Source organism: Pseudosporangium ferrugineum (assembly GCF_003002065.1).
Lineage (GTDB): Bacteria > Actinomycetota > Actinomycetes > Mycobacteriales > Micromonosporaceae > Actinoplanes > Actinoplanes ferrugineus_A.
Map to the genome: position 1 here is coordinate 635,466 of NZ_PVZG01000001.1, position 20,086 is coordinate 655,551.

Sequence of the window (20,086 nt, forward strand, 5' to 3'; positions counted from 1 at the left end):
GTCACCCGGTGGCGGCGGGCTCCACTTCGGACCAGCGGACCCGCAGGGGCAGGCCGACGAACGCGGCGTACGGTTCCAGGGCCGCCTCCGCGCGGGTCCGGGCCGCGGCGGCGAGCGGGGCCAGCGGGAAGACGTCCACCGTCACCGCCTTCCTGCCGAGGGTGCGCTTCCAGGTCGCCACCGTGCGGCCCGCGGCGACCAGGGTGGACTGGAAGACGCCGTTGCCGCCCGGCACGATCCGGTCGAGGTGGTGCTTGTCCACCATCAGGGCGCGGTCCTTGTAGCCCAGCATGTACTCGTCGAAGCCGGGCAGCGCGGCCCAGTCGTCGCGGGTGGTGGTGCCGGCCGCCAGGGCCGCGGGGTCCGCGATCATCTCGGTGCCGTCGACGCGGACCGTGGTGAGCGTGTCGCCGGCCACCGCGAGGCCGGTCCTCGTGTCGGCCAGGGTGAGGCCGGTCCAGCGGACGAAGTCCTGCCGGGTGGCGGGGCCGTGGCTGCGGAAGTAGCGCCGCACGATCAGGCCCAGGGCCTCCTCGCGGGACGGCCGGTTCGGTTCCGGCACCCACTCGTCGAGCAGGACGAACGTCTGTTCCTTGCCGACGTGCGGCGCGATGCAGGTGACGCCGCGCTGGCTCGCGTACCAGAGGAGGTGGTAGCCGAGCTGACCGCCCGGCGTGACTCCCCCGGCGGCGAGCGCGTCCAGGCACGCGGCCCGGGTGAGGCGTTTGCCGCCGGCGAGGGCCTCGGCGAGGACCTCGACGCCCCGGTCGGCGGTCCGCTCGGACAGGCCGATGGTGGCCCGGCGTTTCGCGGCGCCGGCCAGGGCGCGTACGCCCATGAGGTCGAGCATCCAGCGCGCGTCGGCCGGCGGGACGAGGTGCACCGTGCCGCGCATCGGCCAGGTGCGGATCGCCTCGCGGCGTTCGAGGGCCGCCTCCACGTCGGCGGCCACCGAGCCCGGCAGGCGCACGCCGAGCGACCACAGGCCGCTCGCCATGTCCTGCGCCTGCATCGCGCCGAACCATTCGACGATCGCGGCGACGCTGCCCAGCCGCCGCCCCGGGGTGAGCAGCAGGCTGTGCAGGCGTACGGCCAGGGCTTCCCCGGTCGTCAGGTCCACCGGAACTCAGCGGCCCCGCTGGGCGCGGTAGCGCGCGATCAGGGTGCCGGTCGACGAGTCGGTGGCGGTCGCGGCGTCCGCCTCGCCGGTGAGCAGCGGGGCGAGCTGGTTGGCCATGACCTTGCCGAGCTCGACGCCCCACTGGTCGAAGGAGTTGATCTCCCAGATCGTGCCCTGGGTGAAGGTGATGTGCTCGTACAGGGCGACGAGCTGGCCGAACGTGGACGGGGTGAGCTTCTCCGCCAGGATCGTCGTCGTCGGGTGGTTGCCGGGCATGACCTTGTGCGGCACGATCGCGGCCGCGACGCCCTCGGCCTCGATCTGCTCCGCCGTACGCCCGAACGCCAGCGCCCCGGTCTGCGCGAAGAAGTTGCTCATGAACAGGTCGTGCATCGCACCGGTGTCGTGGTTGGGCACGCTGAAGCCGATGAAGTCCGCCGGGATGAGCTTGGTGCCCTGGTGGATGAGCTGGTAGAAGGCGTGCTGGCCGTTGGTGCCGGGCTCGCCCCAGAACACCTCGCCGGTCTGGTAGCCGGCCGCCGAGCCATCCAGGCGCACGTGCTTGCCGTTGCTCTCCATGGTCAGCTGCTGCAGGTACGCCGCGAACCGGTGCAGATACTGCGAGTACGGCAGCACGGCGTGCGACTGGGCGCCCAGGAACGTGTCGTACCAGACGTTGAGCAGGCCCAGCAGGGCCGGCACGTTGCGCTCCAGCGGCGTGGTGAGGAAGTGCTGGTCCACGGCATGGTAGCCGGCGAGCATCTCGCCGAAATGCTCCTTGCCGATCGCGATCATGACGGAGAGTCCGACCGCCGAGGGCAGCGAGTAGCGCCCGCCGACCCAGTCCCAGAACCCGAACATGTTCTCGGTGTCGATGCCGAAGTCGGCGACCCGCTGCGCGTTGGTGCTGACCGCGACGAAGTGCCGGGCCACCGCGGACCGGTCGCCGCCCAGCCCGGCGAGCAGCCAGTTGCGCGCCTCGGTCGCGTTGGTCAGCGTCTCCTGCGTGCCGAAGGTCTTGGACACGACCACGAACAGGGTGCTGGCGGGGTCGAGGTCGTGCGTCTTCGCGTACAGATCGGTGGGATCGATGTTGGAGACGAAACGGCATTCGATCCCGGGCTCCGCGTACGCCTTGAGCGCCTCGTACGCCATCACCGGCCCGAGGTCGGAACCGCCGATGCCGATGTTGACCACCGTGCGGATGCGCTCGCCGGTCGCGCCGCGCCACTCGCCGGAGCGGACCTTGTCGCTGAACGCGCCCATCCGGTCGAGCACCTCGTGCACGTCGCGCACCACGTCCTGACCGTCGACGACCAGGCTCGCGTCGCGCGGCAGCCGCAGCGCGGTGTGCAGGACCGCCCGGTCCTCGGTGACGTTGATGTGCTCACCCGCGAACATGGCCGCGGTGCGCTCGCGCAGCCCGGCCCGCTCGGCGAGCGCCACCAGCGCGCCGATGACCTCGTCGGTGACCAGGTTCTTGCTGTAGTCGACGTAGAGGTCCGCGACCTGCGCGGTGAGCCGCTCGCCGCGCCGCGGGTCGCTGTCGAACAGCTCGCGCAGGTGCACGCCCGCGAACTTCTCGGCGTGGCCCTGCACCGCCTGCCACTCGGCGCTGTCGGAAACGTGCTCGCTCATGGAAACTCCCGCCTGAACCGAACTATCGGTGCCATCGTGGCACGGATACCCCCTGCCCGCCGTGAATCGCCGGGCGCGAAACCGGTCACAGGGAGAGAACGGCGCGGCGGGGCGGAAGGATGAGGGGATGCGCGCATTCGTCGTCACCGGCCCCGGCACCGCGGGCGTCGAGCAGGTCGAGGAACCGGTCGCCGGGCCGGGCGAGGTGGTCGTGGCCGTCGAACGGGCCGGGGTCTGCGGCACGGACGCCGAGTTCTACTCCGGGCACATGACGTACCTGCACACCGGGCAGGCGGCGTACCCGGTGCGGATCGGGCACGAGTGGTGCGGCACGGTCACGGCGGTCGGCGCCGGCGTCGACCCGGCGTGGCGCGGGCGGCGGGTCACCGGCGACACGATGCTCGGCTGCGGGCGCTGCCGGCGGTGCCGCGGCGGGCGCCAGCATCTCTGCGCCGACCGGTACGAGATCGGCATCCGCAACGGGTGGCCGGGGGCGCTGGCGGAGCGGCTGCCCGTACCCGAGAAGGCCCTGGTGCCGTTGCCCGGCTCGGTGGACGCGACGCTGGGTGCGCTGGTCGAGCCGGGTGCGAACGCGCTGCGGGCGGTCCGCGCTGCCGAACTCTCCCGCGGCGACCGCCTCCTGGTCGCCGGGCCGGGCACGATCGGGCTGCTGACCGCGCTGATCGCCGCCGCCCAGGGCGCCGAGGTCCACGTCCTGGGCGAGACCACCGACTTCGCCCGGCGGGTGGGCGTCGAGCGGGCCTGGACCGCCGCCGACGTGCCCGGCCTGCGCTGGGACGCGGTCATCGACGCGTCCAACGGCAGCGGGATCCCGGCGCGGGCCGTGGAGCTGGTCGAGCCCGGCGGCCGGGTGGTGTTCATCGGCCTCGCCGCCCGGCCGAGCCCGGTCGACACCCGCGAGCTGGTCCTCAAGGACGTGACCGCGGTGGGCGTGCTCAGCGGTTCGGGCGCCCTGGCGGGCACGGCCGGACTGTACGCGTCCGGGGCGGTCGACCCCCGCCCGCTGGTCGCGGCCACCGTCGCGCTGGCCGACGCGGGCGCGGTGCTGGCCGGCGAGCGGCGCCCGGAGTGGGGCCCGGCCCCGAAGATCCACATCGACCCGTCCCGCGGGTGACTCAGCCGGCGGCCGCCGCGATGCCGCCGGTGAGGACGCGGGTGGCCTGGGCGGGCGGCAGCGGCCGGGAGAGGTAGAAGCCCTGGGCGAAGTCGCAGCGCAGCTCGCGCAGGACCGACAGCTGCGCCGCGTCCTCGATGCCCTCGGCGACCGTGGCCATGCCGAGGCTGCGGCCCAGCCGGACGATGGTGCGGACCAGGGCCTCGTCGCGGTCGTCGCCGCCGAGCCGGTCCACGAACGAGCGGTCGATCTTCAGGATGTCCAGCGGGAAGCGGCGCAGGTACGCCAGCGAGGAGTAGCCCGTACCGAAGTCGTCCATGGCCAGGGTGACCCCCAGGGCCCGGAGCCGTTGCAGCTGGGCGAGGTTCTCGTCGGTGTCGGTGAGCAGCACGCTCTCGGTCATCTCCAGGCAGAGCTGGTCCGCCGGCAGGCCGCTCTCGGCGAGCACCTCGGCGACCGTCGCGGCGAGGTCGGTCAGCTCGAACTGGCGGACCGACACGTTGACCGCCATCTTGAGCCGCCGGGTCGTCCCCGCACCCCAGGCGACCGCCTGGCGGCACGCCTCGGCCAGCACCCACCGGCCCAGCGGCACGATCAGGCCGGTGGCCTCGGCGGTGCCGATGAAGTCGAGCGGCGGCACCGTGCCGCGGGCCGGGTGGTGCCAGCGGACCAGCGCCTCGAAGCCGGTGATCTCCCCGGTCCGCAGGTCGACGGTCGGCTGGTAGTGCAGGGCCAGCTCGTCGCGGGCCAGCGCGGCCCGCAGGTCCGCCTCCAGCTCCAGGCGGCTCACCAGCCCGGCCAGCATCGCCGGGTCGTACGCGGCCAGCCCGTCGCCGCCGCCCGACTTCGCCCGGTACATGGCCAGGTCGGCGTTGCGCAGCAGGTGCTCGACGTCCGCGGCGTCCGACGCGCAGGCCAGGCCGATACTCACGGCGACGTGCAGCTCCCGGCCGCCGGCGCAGAACGGCTCCCTCAGCGCGGCGGCGATGCGGCCCGCCACCGCCTCCGCGTCGGCCCGCGCGGTCACCGACTCCACGATCACGCCGAACTCGTCGCCGCCGAAGCGGGCCACCGTGTCGCCCTCGCGGACCGCGGCGCGCAGCCGCTCGGCCACGTCGAGCAGCAGCCGGTCGCCGGCGGCATGGCCGAGGCTGTCGTTGACCTCCTTGAAGCCGTCGAGGTCGAGGAAGAGGATCGCGACGTCGTCCGGGCCCGCGCCGCGGCCGAGCGCCCCGGCCAGCCGCTCCCGGAACAGGGCCCGGCTGGGCAGCCCGGTCAGCGCGTCGTGGTACGCCTCGTGCACCAGCCGGTCCTGCAGTTCCCGGGCGTCGTGCACGTCGCGTGTGTTGAGCACCAGGCCCGCCACCGCCGGGTCGCCGAGCAGGTTGGTGATGGTCATCTCGGCGTACCGCACCCGGCCGTCGCGGTGGGGCATCGGCACCTCGAGGACCGTGACGGTCTCCGGCCCGGCGACGACGGCGTCGATGGCCGCCGCGATGCGCGGGCCCGACCGGGGTCCGGCGATGTCGACGAGCCGGCGTCCGAGCAGCCCGCGGGCCGGCCAGCCGAAGATCCGCTCGACGGACTCGCTCTGGTAGCGCATGGTCGAGTCGGCGTCGATGACGGCGACCGCCTCCGAGCTGCGCTGCACCAGCGCCCGGAACCTCGCCTCGCTGGTCCGCAGCTCGGCGGTGCGCGCCGCCACCCGCGACTCCAGCACGCGGGTGAGGCGCCGGGTCTCGTGCAGGGTGAGCAGTTGCCGCGCCACGAGGAGCAGGACCAGCGCGCTGCCGCACCAGGTGGCGAAGACGCTGGTCCGGCCGGTGACCGCGGCGGCCACGGCGGCGCAGGCCAGGGCGGCGGACACGGCCACGTACGGCGCCAGCACCGCGAACCACTGCCGGACCGGCGGCGAGGGCGCACCGGCCGGGAGGCAGGCGGCGAGGAAGAGCAGCGCGAACGCGAGGAACCAGCCGGTGGCCAGCGCGCCGCCCGAGTCGTACGTCCGCCGCACCAGCGGGTCGAACGCCACGATCCAGCCGACCAGCACCAGCGAGCAGACGACCATCGCGGCGTCGGCGAGGCGGACCGCGCGACGGGTGCCGGCCATCCTGCGCCTCCCCCTCCCGCGGTCCGTCGAGTCTCCCCGTACGCCTTGAGATCGGGCGCCCGATCGGCGACTTGAGGAATCCGCCGCCCGTTACCGCTAGATTTGTCCCGGATGAGCCTCCGACCGTCGCGGGCCGACGCCCGCCGCAACCGCGACCGGCTGCTCGGCGTGGCGGTCGAGGCCCTCTCCACCGGCGGCCCCGGCGTGCCGCTCGAGACGATCGCCCGGACCGCCGGCGCCGGCATCGGCACCCTCTACCGGCACTTCCCCACCCGGGAGGCGCTGGTCGACGCGGCCTACCGCAGCGAGCTCGACCGCCTGTGCGCGTCCGCGCCGGACCTGCTGCGCGCGCTCGCGCCCGAGGCCGCCCTGCGCGCCTGGATGGGCCGGTTCGCCGACTACACGGCCACCAGACCGGGCATGTCCGACGCCCTGCGGATGGTCATCGCCTCCGGCGGCCCCGCGTACGCCCTCAGCCGCGACCTGCTGCTCGCGGCCCTCACCCCGTTGCTGGCGGCGGGCGCCGCGGCGGGCACCCTGCGCGACGACGTGCCGGTGCTGGACGTGCTGACCGGGCTCAGCGGGATCACCCTCGCCGCGGGCGGGCCGGACGGCCGGGAGCGGGCCGGGCGCCTGCTCGACCTGCTCCTGGACGGGCTGCGCCCGCGCTGAGACCCCAGGTCCCCGCTCCGCCTCAGGTGTCCAGCCGCCGGAATCCCGGGCCGCCGTGGTCCTCCGGGCGGTCGATCAGCGCGGCCAGGGCGGCCGGCGGGAGGCGGTCGACGCGGTCCGCGGTGCCCTCCTCAAGGATCGCGCGGTAGGCGAGAGACGCCGCCCGCAGCGCCGCCAGCACGGCCGCGAGGGGGTGCAGCACGAGGCGGACCCCCAGCCGCGCCAGTTCGGCGTCGCCCGGCCACGGTTCCCCGGCGCCGGTCTCGGCGCGGCTCAGCACCAGGGGCACGCCGGGCAGCCCGGCCCGTAGCCGGCCCAGCTCGCCCGGCCGCACGCCGGACACCAGGACCGCGTCCGCGCCGGCCCGGGCGTACAGGCGGCACCGCTCGATCGTGGTGGCGAGGTCGTCACCGGTGGCCTCCGCGACGACGGCCACCTCGGGTGCCCGCGTGGCCAGGGCCCTGATCCGCAGGACGGCCGGGGTCGCGTTCCCGCCGTCGCCGAGGACGATGCCGCCGACGCCGGCCCGGTGGTAGGCGAGGGCGGTCCAGACGGCGTGGTCCGGCGTACCGAATCCGGCGTCCGCGTCGGCGAGCAGCGGCACGCCGCCCACGGCCGGGGCGAGCACCGCGGCCCGGTCGGCGAACTCGGCCGGTCCCGGCGCGGCAGCGCGGGCCGTGGGCGGCGTGGCGGTCCGGGCCGTACCCGGGGGCACGGCGGTGCCGGCCGCGCCCGGGGGCACGGCGCGGGACAGCATCGTGGCCGCGATCGCCGCCCCGGCCAGGTGGACCGCGCGGTGCCCGGCCCGGACGGCGAGCGCGGCGGTGGCCGGGTCGTGGACCCCCGGCACGTGGGTCACGTGGTCGGCGGCGAGCAGGGCCCGCACCCCGGCGGCGGTCACGGGCGGCGTCCCTCGGTGGCGGTCATGCCGTCGATCATGGCAAAGCCATCGGCGCATCGCGATCCACCGATCAGGGCGGCCTTGTAGCAGCGGCCGGGGTCCCGCACATGTACGTCCCGGGTGCGCCTGGAGCACCCGGAACCGGCGGGAGCAGCTGATGGCATTGGCCACCGAGGTACGCGTACGGCGCACGACCCGGCTCTACGCGCTCGACGGCCTGCGCCTGATCTGCGCGCTGGCCGTCGCCGGTTACCACTTCGGCGACTCCTGGCGGCTGGACGGGGTGCACCCGCCGGCCCACTTCCTGCCGCACGCCGCTCCGGTGCTGATCTACGGGTTCCTCGGCGTCGAGGTGTTCTTCCTGATCAGCGGGTTCGTCATCGGCATGAGCGGGTGGGGCAGCACGGTCCGCGGGTTCGTGGCCTCGCGCGCCGCCCGGCTGTATCCCGCGTTCTGGGCCGGGGTGCTCCTCACCGCGCTGGTGCTCAACGTGCTGCCGATCACCGGCGGGCTGCCCGTGACCGGCGTACCGGGGCCGGGCGAGGTGGCCGTCAATCTGACCATGCTGGCCGAGCCGCTGCGGACGCCGCTGGTCGACACCGTGTACTGGACGCTCTGGGTGGAGCTGCGGTTCTACCTGATCTTCGCCTGCCTGGTCGGCGCCGGGCTGACCGAACGGCGGGTGCGGGTCTTCGGTACGGCGTGGCTGGCCGCGGCCGTGGTGCTCCCCGCCTTCCCGCGCGGGTTCCTGCACGAGGTCGTCATGCCGGACTTCGCCCCGTACTTCATCGCCGGCCTCACGATGTACCTGCTGCGCCGCTCCCCCGCCGACCGCTGGTCGTGGGCGCTGCTCGCCGGGTGCTGGCTGGTCAGCCTCCAGCGCGTGTACGTGCGCGCCCTCGACCTCAAGCCCGGCTTCGCCGTACCCGTCTGGCCGGCGTTCGTGCTGCTCTGCGTCGCGTACGCGATCCTGCTCGGCATCGCCCTCGGGGCGACCGACCGGCTCCGCCTGCGCTGGCTCGCCACCGCCGGCGCCCTCACCTACCCGTTCTACCTGCTGCACCAGCGGATCGGATACAGCCTCATCCGCACCGCGCACGCCGCCACCGGCCTGCCCGCGCCGGTCCTCATCGCCGGCGCGGTGGCGCTGCTGCTCGCCCTGGCCTGGCTGGTGCACCGCCTGGTCGAACGCCCGCTCGCCCCGTTGCTCCGGAGATCTATTCTCGGCGGCCGGAACAAAGATGTAGCAGGCGGTGGGGTGCCGGACATGGGCAGGTCATGAACCGAAGTACGCCGGATCCCGAGGCCGTGTTCCGCGAGCTGTACCAGGCGACGTACGACGACCTGCTGCTCTTCGCCGAGCGCCGGATCCACCCGGCGCTCGCCGACGACGTGGTGGCGGAGACGTTCCTGACCGCGTGGCGGCGCCTCGGGGACGTGCCCGCGCCGCTCGACGAGGCGCGGGCCTGGCTCTTCGGCGTAGCGCACAACGTGCTGCGCAACCGGCACCGCAGCGAGAACCGGCACCAGGGCCTGGTGCTGCGCATCCTGCGGGAGCCGGACGCGGTGAGCGGGGCCGAGGCCGAGGGCGTGGCCGCCCGGGTCGACCTCGTCCGGGCCTGGCAGCGCCTGTCCCCCGACGAGCAGCAGGCCATCACGCTCACCGCCTTCGAGGGCCTCACCGGCGCCCAGGCCGGCAGGGTCCTCGGCATCTCCCGCCCCGCGTTCAGCCTCCGGCTGCTGCGCGCCCGGCGACGGCTCCGCCGCCACCTGCGGTCACCGCACGAGGCCGTCGCCCTGAACCGCCCACCCCACCCCGGCACCACCACCGAGATCGGAACGTCAGCATGAACCTCGACCAAGCGCTCCGGGACGCCGCCGAGCCGGTGCCGCCCCGCGTCGGACAGCCGCCCGCCCGCCGGCTGCTCGAGAGCATCGTCACCTCGCCGGTCCCGCCCCCGGCCGCCCGCACCGACGGCCTGTCCCCGCGGGCCGTACGGCGCACCCGCCGGACCGTGCTCGCGGTCCTCGCCGCCGGGGTCGCCGCCGCGGCCGCTTTCCTCGTGCCGAACCTGGGTGCCGGGGCCGCGTACGCGTCCTGGACGCCCCGGCCGGCCCCGCTCCCGGCCGCCGACCGCGCCGACCTCGGCGACCGCTGCGCGGCCCAGGTCCGCGCGACGTTCCAGGGCGTCGACGGCGCCCCGTCGATCGTCCACGGGGAGAAGCGCGGCGACTACGCGTACGTGAGTGTCGTGACCCCGGCGTGGACCGCGACGTGTTTCCGCGACCGCGACGGCGCGGTCCGCCAGGCGAGCATCATGATGGCCCCGGTCGGCGCCGCGACGCTGGGCGGCGCGGGCGTGGAGATGCAGTCGTGGGCGCAGCTGCGCACCGGGGAGGGCCTCTGCCGGCTGATGACCGGGCACGTCGGTGCCCAGGTCACCGGGGTGGAGATCACGGTGCCGGAGGGCCGGGGCGGGCCGCGGGTCGTGCAGGCCACCGTCGAGGACGGCTACTTCCTGGCCTGGTACCCGGAGAAGGGGCAGGGCCACGGGACCACCGTGACGCTGCGCCTCGCCGACGGTCGTACGGTCGAGGGCCTGTCCGCGAAGGACCTCCACGACGCACCCGTCACGGACTGAAACAGAACACGGCACGAGCCGCCCGGCAGGCCCGCCGGGCGGCTCGTGAGTCCGAAGAGGATCAGCGCAGCTTAACGTTGAAGATCGGGTCGGCGGCGAGGGTGCGGAACGCGGCGAGGTTGGCCTTCGTGCTGTCGATGCTGATGTCGCGGTCACCCTCATCGTCGGACTTCGTGTCGAAATACACGATCGCCTTGATGTTCGGACGCTTACGCAGCTCCGGCAACACACTGTTGAACCCGGCCGTCTTGTCCGTCGCCCTACCGACCCGGTGGTACACACCCCACTCGGCGATCATCAACGGCTTACTCGCGTGCTTGCTGGTCGCCCAGTCGTAAAAGGTGGGGCCGTTCGGGGCCTTACGGTCCAGCAGATCCGCGAACGTGCCGTAGTGGTAGTAACCCTTCTCCGCGCTGACGTAGGAGTCCAGGCCCATCCAGTCGACGACGTCGTCACCCGGGTACAGATCCTTCCACCAGGACTGGGCCATCCACTTCTCGTTACCCATGTACGCCATCACATTGATCGCGTTGGTCACACCCTTGGCCCGCAGCCGCAGGATGGTGTGGCGGTACATCGCGGCGAAGTCCTTGGCCTCCCAGCCCGAACCCGGCTTGGCGATCACGTCGTTCTCCGGCTCGTGGTTCAGGACCAGGAAGAACTTCTCCGGGAACGTCGACTGGATCCGCGCGGCGAACCTGTCGATCCGGGCGTCCTGCTCACCCTTGGCCACCTTCGCCCACGTCGACCCGTACGCGATCTTCCAGTTCAACAGCAACACCCGCGGCTTCGCCGCGTCGCGCGCCATCGCCATCTCCGACTTCGTCGGGAACGGCTCATCACCCTTGTGATACGCGTGGAAAATACTCGCGGTACGACCACTGAGCTTCTCCCAATCCTTCAACGCCTGGTCACGCGGCGCGTCGGTGAAACCACCGGCGGCGGCACCCCACAGGACACCGCACGAGGGCACCAGCAGGTCACCGGTCACGCAGTCGCCGGTCGCCGGCGGGGGCATGTCCTCGTCCTCGATCGGGGTCGCGGGCGGAGTCGTCGGCGCCGGCGAGGACTGGGTCGGCGGCGTGGTCGGTGCGGGCGCCGGCTGCGACGGGGACGGCGAGGTGGTCGGCGCGGGGGCGGACTGCGTCGGCGGGGTGCTCGGCACGGGCGCCGGCTGCGACGGGGACGGCTTGGCCGGCGCCGGCGTCGGGGTCGCCTGCGTCGGGGCCGGCTTCGTCGGCGCGGGAGTGGCCGGGACGGGCTTGGTGGGCGCCGGGGTGGTGGGAGCGGGCTTGGTGGGCGCCGGGGTCGTGGGAGCGGGCTTGGTGGGCGCCGGGGTCGTGGGAGCGGGCTTGGTGGGCGCCGGGGTCGTGGGACCGGGCTTGGCCGGCGCGGGCTTCGCGGGCTGGGCGGTGGTGATGATCAGCTCCGGGCCGCCGCCCTTGGCCTCGGACGAGCGGAAGCGCGTGACGCTCGACGCCGACGACCGGACCGCGAAGGAGTAGGCGCCCGGGCCGGTCACGGCCGTACGCAGGTCGATCGAGACCTCGGCGGCATCGGCGGCGGGGGACGCCGTGCCGGCCGGGGCGCCCGGCTGCGGGGCCGTACGGGCGGTGAGCTTGCGCTCCGACCAGCCGGCGTCCGCGACCCGGCTGACCGTGACCGGGCCGCCGACGTCGCCGACCGTGATCAGCTTCAGCCGCGCGCCGGTGACCTTGGCGCCGGCCGGGACCAGGAACTTCAGGTAGGCGATCTTCGAGTCGCGCCCGAGCCGGCCGACCGCCAGCTTGTCCTCGTCACCGAACGTGGCGTCCACGCGGCCGCTGGAGACGTACGTGTCGTCGGTGGCGGCGAGCTTCAGCTCCGGAGCGGCCGGGGCGGCGGCGGCCGGGGCGGCGGCGGCCGGGGCGGCGGCGGCCGGGGCGGCGGCGGCCGGGGCGGCGAGCAGGCCGGCGCCGGTGAACACGGCGGCCAGCGCGGTCAGGTGCAGCTTCGAGCGACGCAAATTCTTCTCCCCCGAGTTGTCCGGCCGCGTCTCGGCCGGGCATGGAGAGAAGATTCCGGGGCGGGCGGTGCGCGGCCGGTGCCCGTACCGGTGCGGGCAGGTTGCGAACCGTACGGACGGCGGCACTTGAGGATTTCCCGGCCCGGGGTCCTATGCTTCGGGCCGTAGATCATCGCCGTACGGAGGGGTTCCTGTGACCGACATCGGCGCCGTCCTGGCGGCCATGCCCGTGGTCGACGGGCACAACGACCTGCCCTCGCGGCTGCGGACGCACGCCGGGTACCGGGTCGACGGCCTCGCCGCCGGCCGCACGGAGTTCCACACCGACCTGGCCCGGCTGCGCTCCGGCGGGGTGGGCGGGCAGTTCTGGTCCGTGTACGTCCCCTCCGACCTGCCCGAGCCCGAGGCGGTGGCGGCGACGATGGAGCAGATCGACGCGGTGTACCGGCTGGTGGCGGCGTACCCGGACGACCTGGCGATCGCGTACACCTCGGCGGACGTCACGGCGGCGATCGGGGCGGGACGGATCGCGTCGCTGATCGGCATCGAGGGCGGCCACAGCCTGGGGACCTCGCTCGGCGTGCTGCGCGCCTTCGCCCGGCTCGGGGTCCGCTACGTCACCCTGACCCACAACCACAACACGGCGTGGGCGGACTCGGCCACCGACGAGCCGCGCAGCGGCGGGCTCAGCGACGAGGGGCGCGCCGTCGTGGCCGAGATGCAGCGGCTCGGCGTGCTGGTGGACCTCTCCCACGTGGCGGTCACCACCATGCACGCGGCCCTCGACGTCGCGACCGCCCCGGTGATCTTCAGCCACTCGTCGGCGCGGGCGCTCACCGACCACCGCCGCAACGTGCCCGACGACGTGCTCGCCCGGCTGCGCGGCAACGGCGGCGTGTGCATGGTGACCTTCGTGCCGCCGTTCGTCTCCGCGGAGGTCGCCGCCTGGACCGTGGCGGCCGACGCCGAATGGCAGCGGCTGGGCCTGGCCGACCCGCTGGGCGGGTGGCCCCGGGCGCCGCGGCCGGGCGAGGAGATCCCGGCGCGGCCGGAACCGGAGCGGACCCCGGCCGGCGAGGACCCGCCCGCCGAGTTCCGGCCCTGGCTGGCCGCCAACCCCCGCCCGGAGGCGACGATCGCGCAGGTCGCGGACCATGTCGAGCACGTACGCGAGGTGGCCGGCCCGGACCACGTCGGGATCGGCGGCGACTACGACGGCTGCGACCGGCTGCCCGTCGGCCTGGAGGACGTGTCGGGCTACCCGCGGCTGCTCGCCGAGCTGGCGGACCGCGGCTGGACCGCGGCGGAGCTGGAGAAGCTGACCGGGCGCAACGTGCTGCGGGTGATGCGCGAGGCGGAGGCGCACGCCACCGAGCCGATGTGGCCGGCTACGACTTTGGGCTGAGGCGGCCCGCGGTTGATCTCCCACCGCAGCCGGATACCGGGGGTTGCGCGCAACAGCGAAGCTGATTCGCATCATGGCAGATCGACGAAGTGTGTTGCGGGGGGCTCTGCTGGCGGCGGCCGGGCTGGGGGTGGGCGCGGTCGGCGCCGACCGGGTGCCAAGCTGGTGCGGCTGGGACAAGCCGCCGCTCGGCGGCGGCTACGCCGCGGCGGCGGACCGGCTCGCCGGGCTGACCCGGCCCGAGGTGACGGTGCGCTACTACGTGCAGACCGAGGAACCGGTGGTCGCGTTCACCTTCGACGACGGGCCCGGCCCGCGGTGGACGCCGATGGTGCTCGACGCCCTCGAGGCGGCGCGGGTGCCGGCCACGTTCTTCATGGTGGGGCGCAACCTCGAGAAGCACGGCGGCCTGGTGCGCGACCGGCTCGGGCCGCACGAGATCGGCAACCACTCGTGGTCCCACCCGGACCTCGCGACCCTGGACCTGGCCGACGCCGGCACCGAGCTGAGCCGCACCCACGAGACGATCCAGCGGGTGACCGGGCGGACGCCGACGCTGATGCGGCCGCCGTACGGGCACCTGGGCGGATCCACGCTGCTGGCCGCGGACTCGCTGGGCTACGACATCGTGCTCTGGTCCGAGCAGATGCGCGAACGCCAGTACCAGGACGACCCGGCCGGGCAGGTCAAGGCGATCGTGGACGCCGTACGCCCGGGCTCGATCATCCTCGCCCACGACGTCGGCGCCGACCGGCGGCTGGTCGCCCTGCGCCACCTCGGCGAGATGTTCGACGGGCTGAAGCGGCGCGGCTTCCGCTTCGCCACGGTCAGCGAACTCACCGCCCTGAGCACCCGGCCGTAGGCCGCCCGGCCGGGGGTAGGCTCGGGGCATGCCGATCGGTGCCCAGCCTCCCGGCCGCCGCGGCACGGTCGACGAGCCGTACAGCCCGCTGAACCTGCGCCTCGTCCTCGCCGCGTTCGGCTTCGTCGTGTGCACCGTCCTGTCCGTGCTCCTGTTCCGCGCCGGCCTGACGATCCCCGGCTGGCTCCTGGCGGCCTGGGCGGCGGTAGCGGCGGCCGACGCGGCGGTGGTCCAGCTCCGCCGCCGCGCCCGAGCCCGCACCGACGGCGGCCGCGACCACTCGTTGTTCGAGTAGTCGCGTCCTGACCCTTTTGGGCGGTAAGTCCCTGTACCGTTCCGTGCTGTGCGTGCCTCCTTGCGCTTTGCCGCCGCTGTTCTGTTGCTCGTCTCGCCGCTGGTGCCGCCCGCCGGGCCCGGGGTGGCCGCGCCCGGGCGGGACGCGGTGCCGCTGATCCTCGATGCCCGGGAACCGGCGCGGCGGACGTTCTCCACCGACGGCCTGGAGCGGCGCCGGCCCGGGCTCGCCGCGCCCGGGTTCGCCGCGCCCGGGGTCCGGCTGGCGGGGGCGGTCACGCCCGCGGCCGGGACGGTGCGGCAGTGGCCCGCGCTCGACGAGGTGAACGGCCGTTTCTACCGCAAGGACTACACGCTGCGCGGCGTCGGCGAGCACGTCGAGGTCTGGGTGGCCCGGGACATCGCGTTCCCCGCCGGTGACTGCCGGCCGGCCGCGTCCACGGTGGTGACCGACGCGCAGGTCGCCTCGCTCGTGCGGGAGTTCGACAGCCGGATCCACCCGCGGGAGACCGCGGCGTTCAGCACTCCACCCGCGCGTGACGGCAGCGATCCGCAGCTCGCCGGGGACTTCACCGGGGCCGGCGGGCGGACGGTCACGCTCGTCGACAACGTCCGCGACGACAACTTCTACGACTTTCCCGCGTCGGCCACGTACGTCGCCGGGTTCTTCTCGGCGCAGCTCAACGACCTGGTCGACCGCAACGTCATGACGATCGACGCGTACGACTGGCAGCACCGCACCGGAGCGACCCCGCCCGACGAGCCGACCGGCGACCTCTGCACGAGCCGCCCGGCGCGGCCCCGGATGTACGAGGGGACGTTCGCCCACGAGTGGCAGCACCTGCTCCAGCACTACACCGACCCGGACGAGGAACAGTGGCTCGACGAGGGCCTGTCCGACTACGCGCAGAGCCTCGTGGGTTACGCCGACACCACGGCCACGGTGCATCAGCGGGGCGCCGACACCCACCTGGTGTGCTTCCAGGGCTTCGCCGTCGTACGGACCGCCTTCAACACCAACCCGCGCGAGTGCGGCGGGGCGCAGAACTCGCTGAACCTGTGGAACGAGGGTGAGCCCGCCGAGGTGCTCGCCGACTACGGGCACGCGTACCAGTTCCTGCTGTATCTGCACGACCGGTTCGGGCCGGGGGTGCTGTCGCGGCTGCACCGCGACGGCCGCCACCGGGGGCTCGCCGCGGTCCGGGCGGCTCTCGGCCCGGACGTGCGCCTGGCCGGCGTCCTGCACGACTTCCAGACGATGACGCTGGTCGACAAGGTCGCCGGGGACGGCACGGCGGTGGGCGTACCCCGGGAGCGGGTGACCGCGCCGAGCCTGCGCTCCACGGTGAACCTCGCGAACCCGGCGTCGTACGACCGGCCCGGTGCGGCCCCGAACGGCGCCGACTACGTGCGGCTGCGGGGTGCGGACGGGCGGGCGCTGCGCGGGGCGGAGCTCCGGTCGGTGGTGTTCCGGGGCGCCCGGACGCTGCCGCCGCTCCCGCTGACGTGGACGGTCCGCGACGGCGCCCTGTTCTCCGGCGACGCGAGCGGCACCGACGCCGCGGCGGTGCTGGCGGTGAAGGTGCCGGCCCGCGGGGCGACGCTCACCCTGCGCGCCCGGTACGGCGCCGAGAAGGGCTACGACTACGGCTATGTGACAGTGTCGGCGGACGGCGGGCGGACGTACCGGGCCGTAGCCGGCGACCGGACCGTGGCGGGACCCCTCGGCCCCGGCGTCACCGGGAGCACCGACGGCTTCGAGCGGCACACCTACGACCTTTCCGCGTACGCCGGCAGGCGCGTCCTCCTCGGCTTCCGCTACGTCAGCGACGCCGGCGTGAACGAGGGCGGCTGGTACGTCGACGACGTCGCGCTCGGCGGCCGGACCCTCAGCGACGGCTCCTCACTGCGCGGCTTCCGGTCGCCCACGCAGATCGCGCCCGTGCCGGTGCACGCGTGGGCTGCCCGGCTGGTCGGTCTCGACGAGGCGGGGCGGCGCGTCCGGCAGGTGCCCGTGGAGCGGTTCGCGCTGCTGCGGGCGTACCCGAAGGTGGTCGCGGTGATCGCCTACGACGAGCCGACCGGCGAGCTCGACCGGTACGCGCCCTACACGCTGACCGTGAACGGGGTCGTGCAGCCGGGCGGCGGCCAGCCGTGACACGTTGACACTGTCATATTGACAGTGTCACTATGGTCGTCATGTGGACGATGGACGAGCTGGTCGAGCGGGTGCGCCGGGCGCTGGCCGCCGAATACCCCGGCGCGCCCAACGGCCGGGTCCGCGACGTGCCCGACCGGCGGGCCATCCGGTGGTACACCACCATCGGCCTGGTCGACCGCCCGTCCGGCATGCGCGGGCGCACCGCCCTCTACGGCCCCCGGCACCTGATGCAGCTGGTGGCGCTCAAGCGGCGCCAGGCGCAGGGCCACTCGCTGGCCGCGATCCAGGCGGAGCTGGCCGGCGCCGACGACGCCGACCTCGCCACCGCGGCCCGGGTGCCCGCGGAGCTCCTCGACGGCGCGGCCGACCTCCCGCCCGCCGAGCTTCTGCCTCCCGGGCTTTCGCCCGCTGAGCTCTCGCCCGCTGAGCTCTCGCCTGCCGCGCTCTCGTCTGCCGAGCGGGCGCCGGAGTTGCTCGCCGGCCTCGTCGAGCCGACGCCCGCCGCACCCACCGCACCCGCACCCACCGCACCCGCACCCGCCGCACCCGCGCCCGCCGCACCCGCCGCACCCGCCGCGCCGGCGCGGCCACGGTTCTGGGCGACGCCGCCCGCTCCGGCGCCGGTCCGGGAGGTGGGCGGGGTCGATCTGGGTGGCGGCGCGATCCTGGTCCTTCCCGTACGCCCGGAGCCCGCCGACCACCGCGACATAGCCGCCGCCGCCCGACCCCTGCTCGACCTGCTGGCCGCCCGCGGGCTGCTGGATTCCGCCCGTACCGATGATGGGAGCCCGTCATGACCCTGTCCGTCACCCCGATGGAGCCGGCGGAGCTCTGCCGCATCCGCGTCCTGCCCGACGCCGGCCTCGGCGCCCTGCGCACCGACCGGGGCAACCTGCCGCTGGACCGGCTCGACGTGCGCGCCCGGATCAGCGGGCTGGTCGCCCGGACGACGGTCACCACCGAGTTCGTCAACGCGTACGACACGGCGCTGGAGGCCACGTACGTCTTCCCGCTGCCCGACCGGGCCGCCGTCACCGGGATGACGATGACCGCCGACGGGCGCACCGTCCGGGCGGAACTGCAGGAGCGCGGCGCCGCGCGGGAGGCGTACGACCGGGCCGTCGAGGCGGGGCAGCGGGCGTCCATCGCGGAGGAGGAACGTCCCGACGTCTTCACCATGCGCGTCGGCAACATCCTCCCGGGCGAGCGGGTGACCGTGGAGCTGACGCTGGCCGGCCCGCTGCCGTGGGAGGACGGCGCGGCGACCTTCCGTTTCCCGCTCGTGGTCGCCCCCCGGTACGTGCCCGGCACGCCGCTGGCCGCCACCCCGGTCGGCAGCGGCCAGGCCCGGGACACCGACGCCGTCCCGGACGCCTCCCGGATCACTCCCCCGGTGCTGCTGCCCGGCTTCCCGAACCCGCTGCGGCTGTCGATCGGCGTCGACGTCGACACCGCCGGGCTGCCGCTCGGCGAGGTCCGCTCCAGCCTGCACACCGTGACGACCCGGGAGGGCCGGATCGAGATCGCCGCCGGGGAACGCGCCGACCGGGACTTCGTGCTGCGGCTGCCGTACGCCGGGAACGGCTCGGGGGCGGTGCTCGTGCCCGACGACGAGGGCGACGAGGGGACGTACCAGCTCGTGGTGCTGCCGCCCGAGGCCGGCGCCGCCCCGCCGCGGCCCAAGGACGTGGTGCTGCTGCTGGACCGCTCGGGCAGCATGGGCGGCTGGAAGATGGTCGCCGCCCGGCGCGCCGCGGCCCGCGTGGTCGACACGCTGACCACCGACGACCGGTTCGCCGTGCTGACCTTCGACCACCAGGTGTCGCGCCCCGACGACCTCGGCACGGGCCTGTCCGAGGCGACCGACCGGCACCGTTTCCGCGCGGTCGAGCACCTGGCCCGGGCCGGCGCCCGCGGCGGCACCGAGATGCTCGCGCCGCTGCGCGACGGGCTCGCGCTGCTCGCGGACTCCACCGGGCGGGACCGGGTGCTCGTGCTGGTCACCGACGGGCAGGTCGGCAACGAGGACCAGATCCTCGCCGAGGTGACCCCGCTGATCGGCACGACGCGCGTGCACACCGTCGGCATCGACCGGGCGGTGAACGCGGGCTTCCTCGGGCGGCTCGCCGCGCTCGGCGCCGGCCGGTGCGAGCTGGTCGAGAGCGAGGACCGGCTGGACGAGGCGATGGAGCAGATCCACCGCCGGATCGGTTCCCCGCTGGTCACCGACGTCACCGTGGCCGGGTTCGAGCCCCAGCGGCCGCAGTCGATCTTCCCCGGCGTGCCGCTGGTCCTCTTCGGCCGCTACGCCGGCGCGGTGCCGGCGTCGGTGACCGTGCACGGACGCCACCGCGACGACAGCCCCTTCACCGTCGAGGTGGCCGCCACCCGCGGCGACGAGCCGGCCGTGACGGCCCAGTGGGCGCGGGCCCGGCTGCGCGAGCTCGAGGACCGGTACGCCGCCGGCGCCCACGACCTCGAACGGGAGATCGTGACCACGTCCCTGCGCTTCGGCGTGCTGTGCCGGTTCACCGCGTTCGTCGCGGTGGACAGCCGGATGGTCACCGAGGGCGCACCGGGCCGGCGGGTGACCCAGCCGGTGGAGTCGCCGTCCGGATGGGAGATGTTCGAGTCGGCCCAGCCGCCGTCCTTCCTGGCCGCGGGTGCCGCGGCGCCGATGCCCGCGCCCGCCGCGCCCGCGGGAGGCCGGCCCGGCTTCGCGCCCGTACGCGCGCAGTCGGCCCGCGGCCCGCAGTCGTTCGCGGCCGTACCGTCCTCGATGATGGCGCGCGGCAGCAGCCGGAAGATGGCCGCCCCGGCCGCCACCGGACTGTCGCTCGCCGACCTCACCGCCATCGTGGCGGTCGAGGCGCGACGGCTGCGCGAGGCGGAGGACCGGCCGGCCGCGGAGCGCCGCGAACTGCTCGCCGACCTCGGGACCCGGCTCAGCGCCCTGATCGAGGGCATGAGCGACGCCGGGATCGCCCCGCTGCGCGAGCTGGCCGAGCGGCTCCGGGCCGGTGGTGACCCGGCGGACGACTGGGCGTACGCCCGGCGGGTGCTGGAGGCGTTCGCCCCCGCGGAGCCGGAGCGCAAGGCGTTCTGGAAGCGCTGACCGTGCGGTGCCCGGCCCGCGGAGTC

General features: G+C 74.7%; 16 protein-coding genes. 11 read left to right on the forward strand and 5 right to left on the reverse strand.

From position 1 onward, the window contains the following. Window position 1: 1 nt before the first annotated feature. Both CLV70_RS02810 and pgi read right to left on the reverse strand, forming a co-directional pair. The gene (locus tag CLV70_RS02810; RefSeq protein ID WP_425440106.1) at window positions 2-1,114 is read right to left on the reverse strand and encodes a winged helix DNA-binding domain-containing protein; all 1,113 of its coding nucleotides are present in this window, start codon (window positions 1,112-1,114) and stop codon (window positions 2-4) included. A 12-nt stretch (window positions 1,115-1,126) separates the two neighbouring features. Further along, entirely contained in the window at window positions 1,127-2,758 is a 1,632-nt protein-coding gene (gene pgi, locus CLV70_RS02815) for a glucose-6-phosphate isomerase (RefSeq protein WP_106124709.1), read from the reverse strand. Window positions 2,759-2,885: 127 nt separating this feature from the next. Between pgi and CLV70_RS02820 the strand changes: the two genes are divergently transcribed. Further along, complete coding sequence (locus CLV70_RS02820) at window positions 2,886-3,893, forward strand: zinc-dependent alcohol dehydrogenase (RefSeq protein WP_106124710.1); 1,008 nt, start codon at window positions 2,886-2,888, stop codon at window positions 3,891-3,893. Between the two features lies 1 nt (window position 3,894). On the opposite strand, the gene CLV70_RS02825 is transcribed toward CLV70_RS02820, so the two are convergent. After that, a complete protein-coding gene (locus CLV70_RS02825) occupies window positions 3,895-6,003 on the reverse strand; it encodes a putative bifunctional diguanylate cyclase/phosphodiesterase (RefSeq protein WP_106124711.1) in 2,109 nt (702 codons plus the stop codon). A 111-nt stretch (window positions 6,004-6,114) separates the two neighbouring features. On the opposite strand from CLV70_RS02825, the gene CLV70_RS02830 reads away from it, so the two are divergent. After that, window positions 6,115-6,675, forward strand: coding sequence for a TetR/AcrR family transcriptional regulator (locus tag CLV70_RS02830; RefSeq protein ID WP_106124712.1), 561 nt, complete (start codon window positions 6,115-6,117; stop codon window positions 6,673-6,675). Between the two features lie 22 nt (window positions 6,676-6,697). Here the strand turns inward: CLV70_RS02830 and CLV70_RS02835 are convergent, their stop codons facing one another. Then, window positions 6,698-7,576 (reverse strand): isocitrate lyase/phosphoenolpyruvate mutase family protein, encoded by an 879-nt coding sequence (locus tag CLV70_RS02835; protein WP_106124713.1) that lies wholly within the window; start codon window positions 7,574-7,576, stop codon window positions 6,698-6,700. A 157-nt stretch (window positions 7,577-7,733) separates the two neighbouring features. Here CLV70_RS02835 and CLV70_RS02840 point away from each other — a divergent pair, with 157 nt between their 5' ends. The 3 genes from CLV70_RS02840 to CLV70_RS02850 are packed head-to-tail and all read left to right on the forward strand — an operon-like array spanning window position 7,734 to window position 10,218. Next, entirely contained in the window at window positions 7,734-8,858 is a 1,125-nt protein-coding gene (locus tag CLV70_RS02840; protein ID WP_106124714.1) for an acyltransferase family protein, read from the forward strand. Further along, window positions 8,855-9,427: an RNA polymerase sigma factor gene (locus CLV70_RS02845; RefSeq protein WP_106124715.1), complete on the forward strand. Its 573-nt coding sequence runs from the start codon at window positions 8,855-8,857 to the stop codon at window positions 9,425-9,427. Before CLV70_RS02840 ends, CLV70_RS02845 begins: the two co-directional genes overlap by 4 nt. Then, window positions 9,424-10,218 carry a hypothetical protein gene (locus CLV70_RS02850; RefSeq protein WP_106124716.1) on the forward strand — a complete coding sequence of 265 codons (795 nt, stop codon included), beginning with the start codon at window positions 9,424-9,426 and terminating at the stop codon, window positions 10,216-10,218. The genes CLV70_RS02845 and CLV70_RS02850 overlap by 4 nt, the downstream gene beginning before the upstream one ends. 61 nt (window positions 10,219-10,279) lie before the next feature. Here CLV70_RS02850 and CLV70_RS38915 read toward each other — a convergent pair whose 3' ends face one another. Beyond that, entirely contained in the window at window positions 10,280-12,223 is a 1,944-nt protein-coding gene (locus CLV70_RS38915) for a CBM96 family carbohydrate-binding protein (protein ID WP_245907973.1), read from the reverse strand. A 193-nt stretch (window positions 12,224-12,416) separates the two neighbouring features. Between CLV70_RS38915 and CLV70_RS02860 the strand changes: the two genes are divergently transcribed. From CLV70_RS02860 to CLV70_RS02890, 6 genes are all read left to right on the forward strand, one after another. Then, window positions 12,417-13,628, forward strand: a complete 1,212-nt coding sequence (locus CLV70_RS02860) for a dipeptidase (protein WP_245907974.1) — start codon at window positions 12,417-12,419, stop codon at window positions 13,626-13,628. 73 nt (window positions 13,629-13,701) lie between these two features. Continuing rightward, complete coding sequence (locus CLV70_RS02865) at window positions 13,702-14,490, forward strand: polysaccharide deacetylase family protein (protein WP_106124717.1); 789 nt, start codon at window positions 13,702-13,704, stop codon at window positions 14,488-14,490. A 28-nt stretch (window positions 14,491-14,518) separates the two neighbouring features. Further along, window positions 14,519-14,785 (forward strand): hypothetical protein, encoded by a 267-nt coding sequence (locus CLV70_RS02870; protein ID WP_106124718.1) that lies wholly within the window; start codon window positions 14,519-14,521, stop codon window positions 14,783-14,785. Window positions 14,786-14,833: 48 nt separating this feature from the next. Then, complete coding sequence (locus tag CLV70_RS02875) at window positions 14,834-16,942, forward strand: M6 family metallopeptidase (protein ID WP_245907975.1); 2,109 nt, start codon at window positions 14,834-14,836, stop codon at window positions 16,940-16,942. Window positions 16,943-16,974: 32 nt separating this feature from the next. Next, window positions 16,975-17,742, forward strand: a complete 768-nt coding sequence (locus tag CLV70_RS40070; RefSeq protein ID WP_245907976.1) for a MerR family transcriptional regulator — start codon at window positions 16,975-16,977, stop codon at window positions 17,740-17,742. After that, a complete protein-coding gene (locus CLV70_RS02890) occupies window positions 17,739-20,060 on the forward strand; it encodes a VIT domain-containing protein (protein ID WP_106124719.1) in 2,322 nt (773 codons plus the stop codon). The genes CLV70_RS40070 and CLV70_RS02890 overlap by 4 nt, the downstream gene beginning before the upstream one ends. Window positions 20,061-20,086 lie beyond the last annotated feature (26 nt).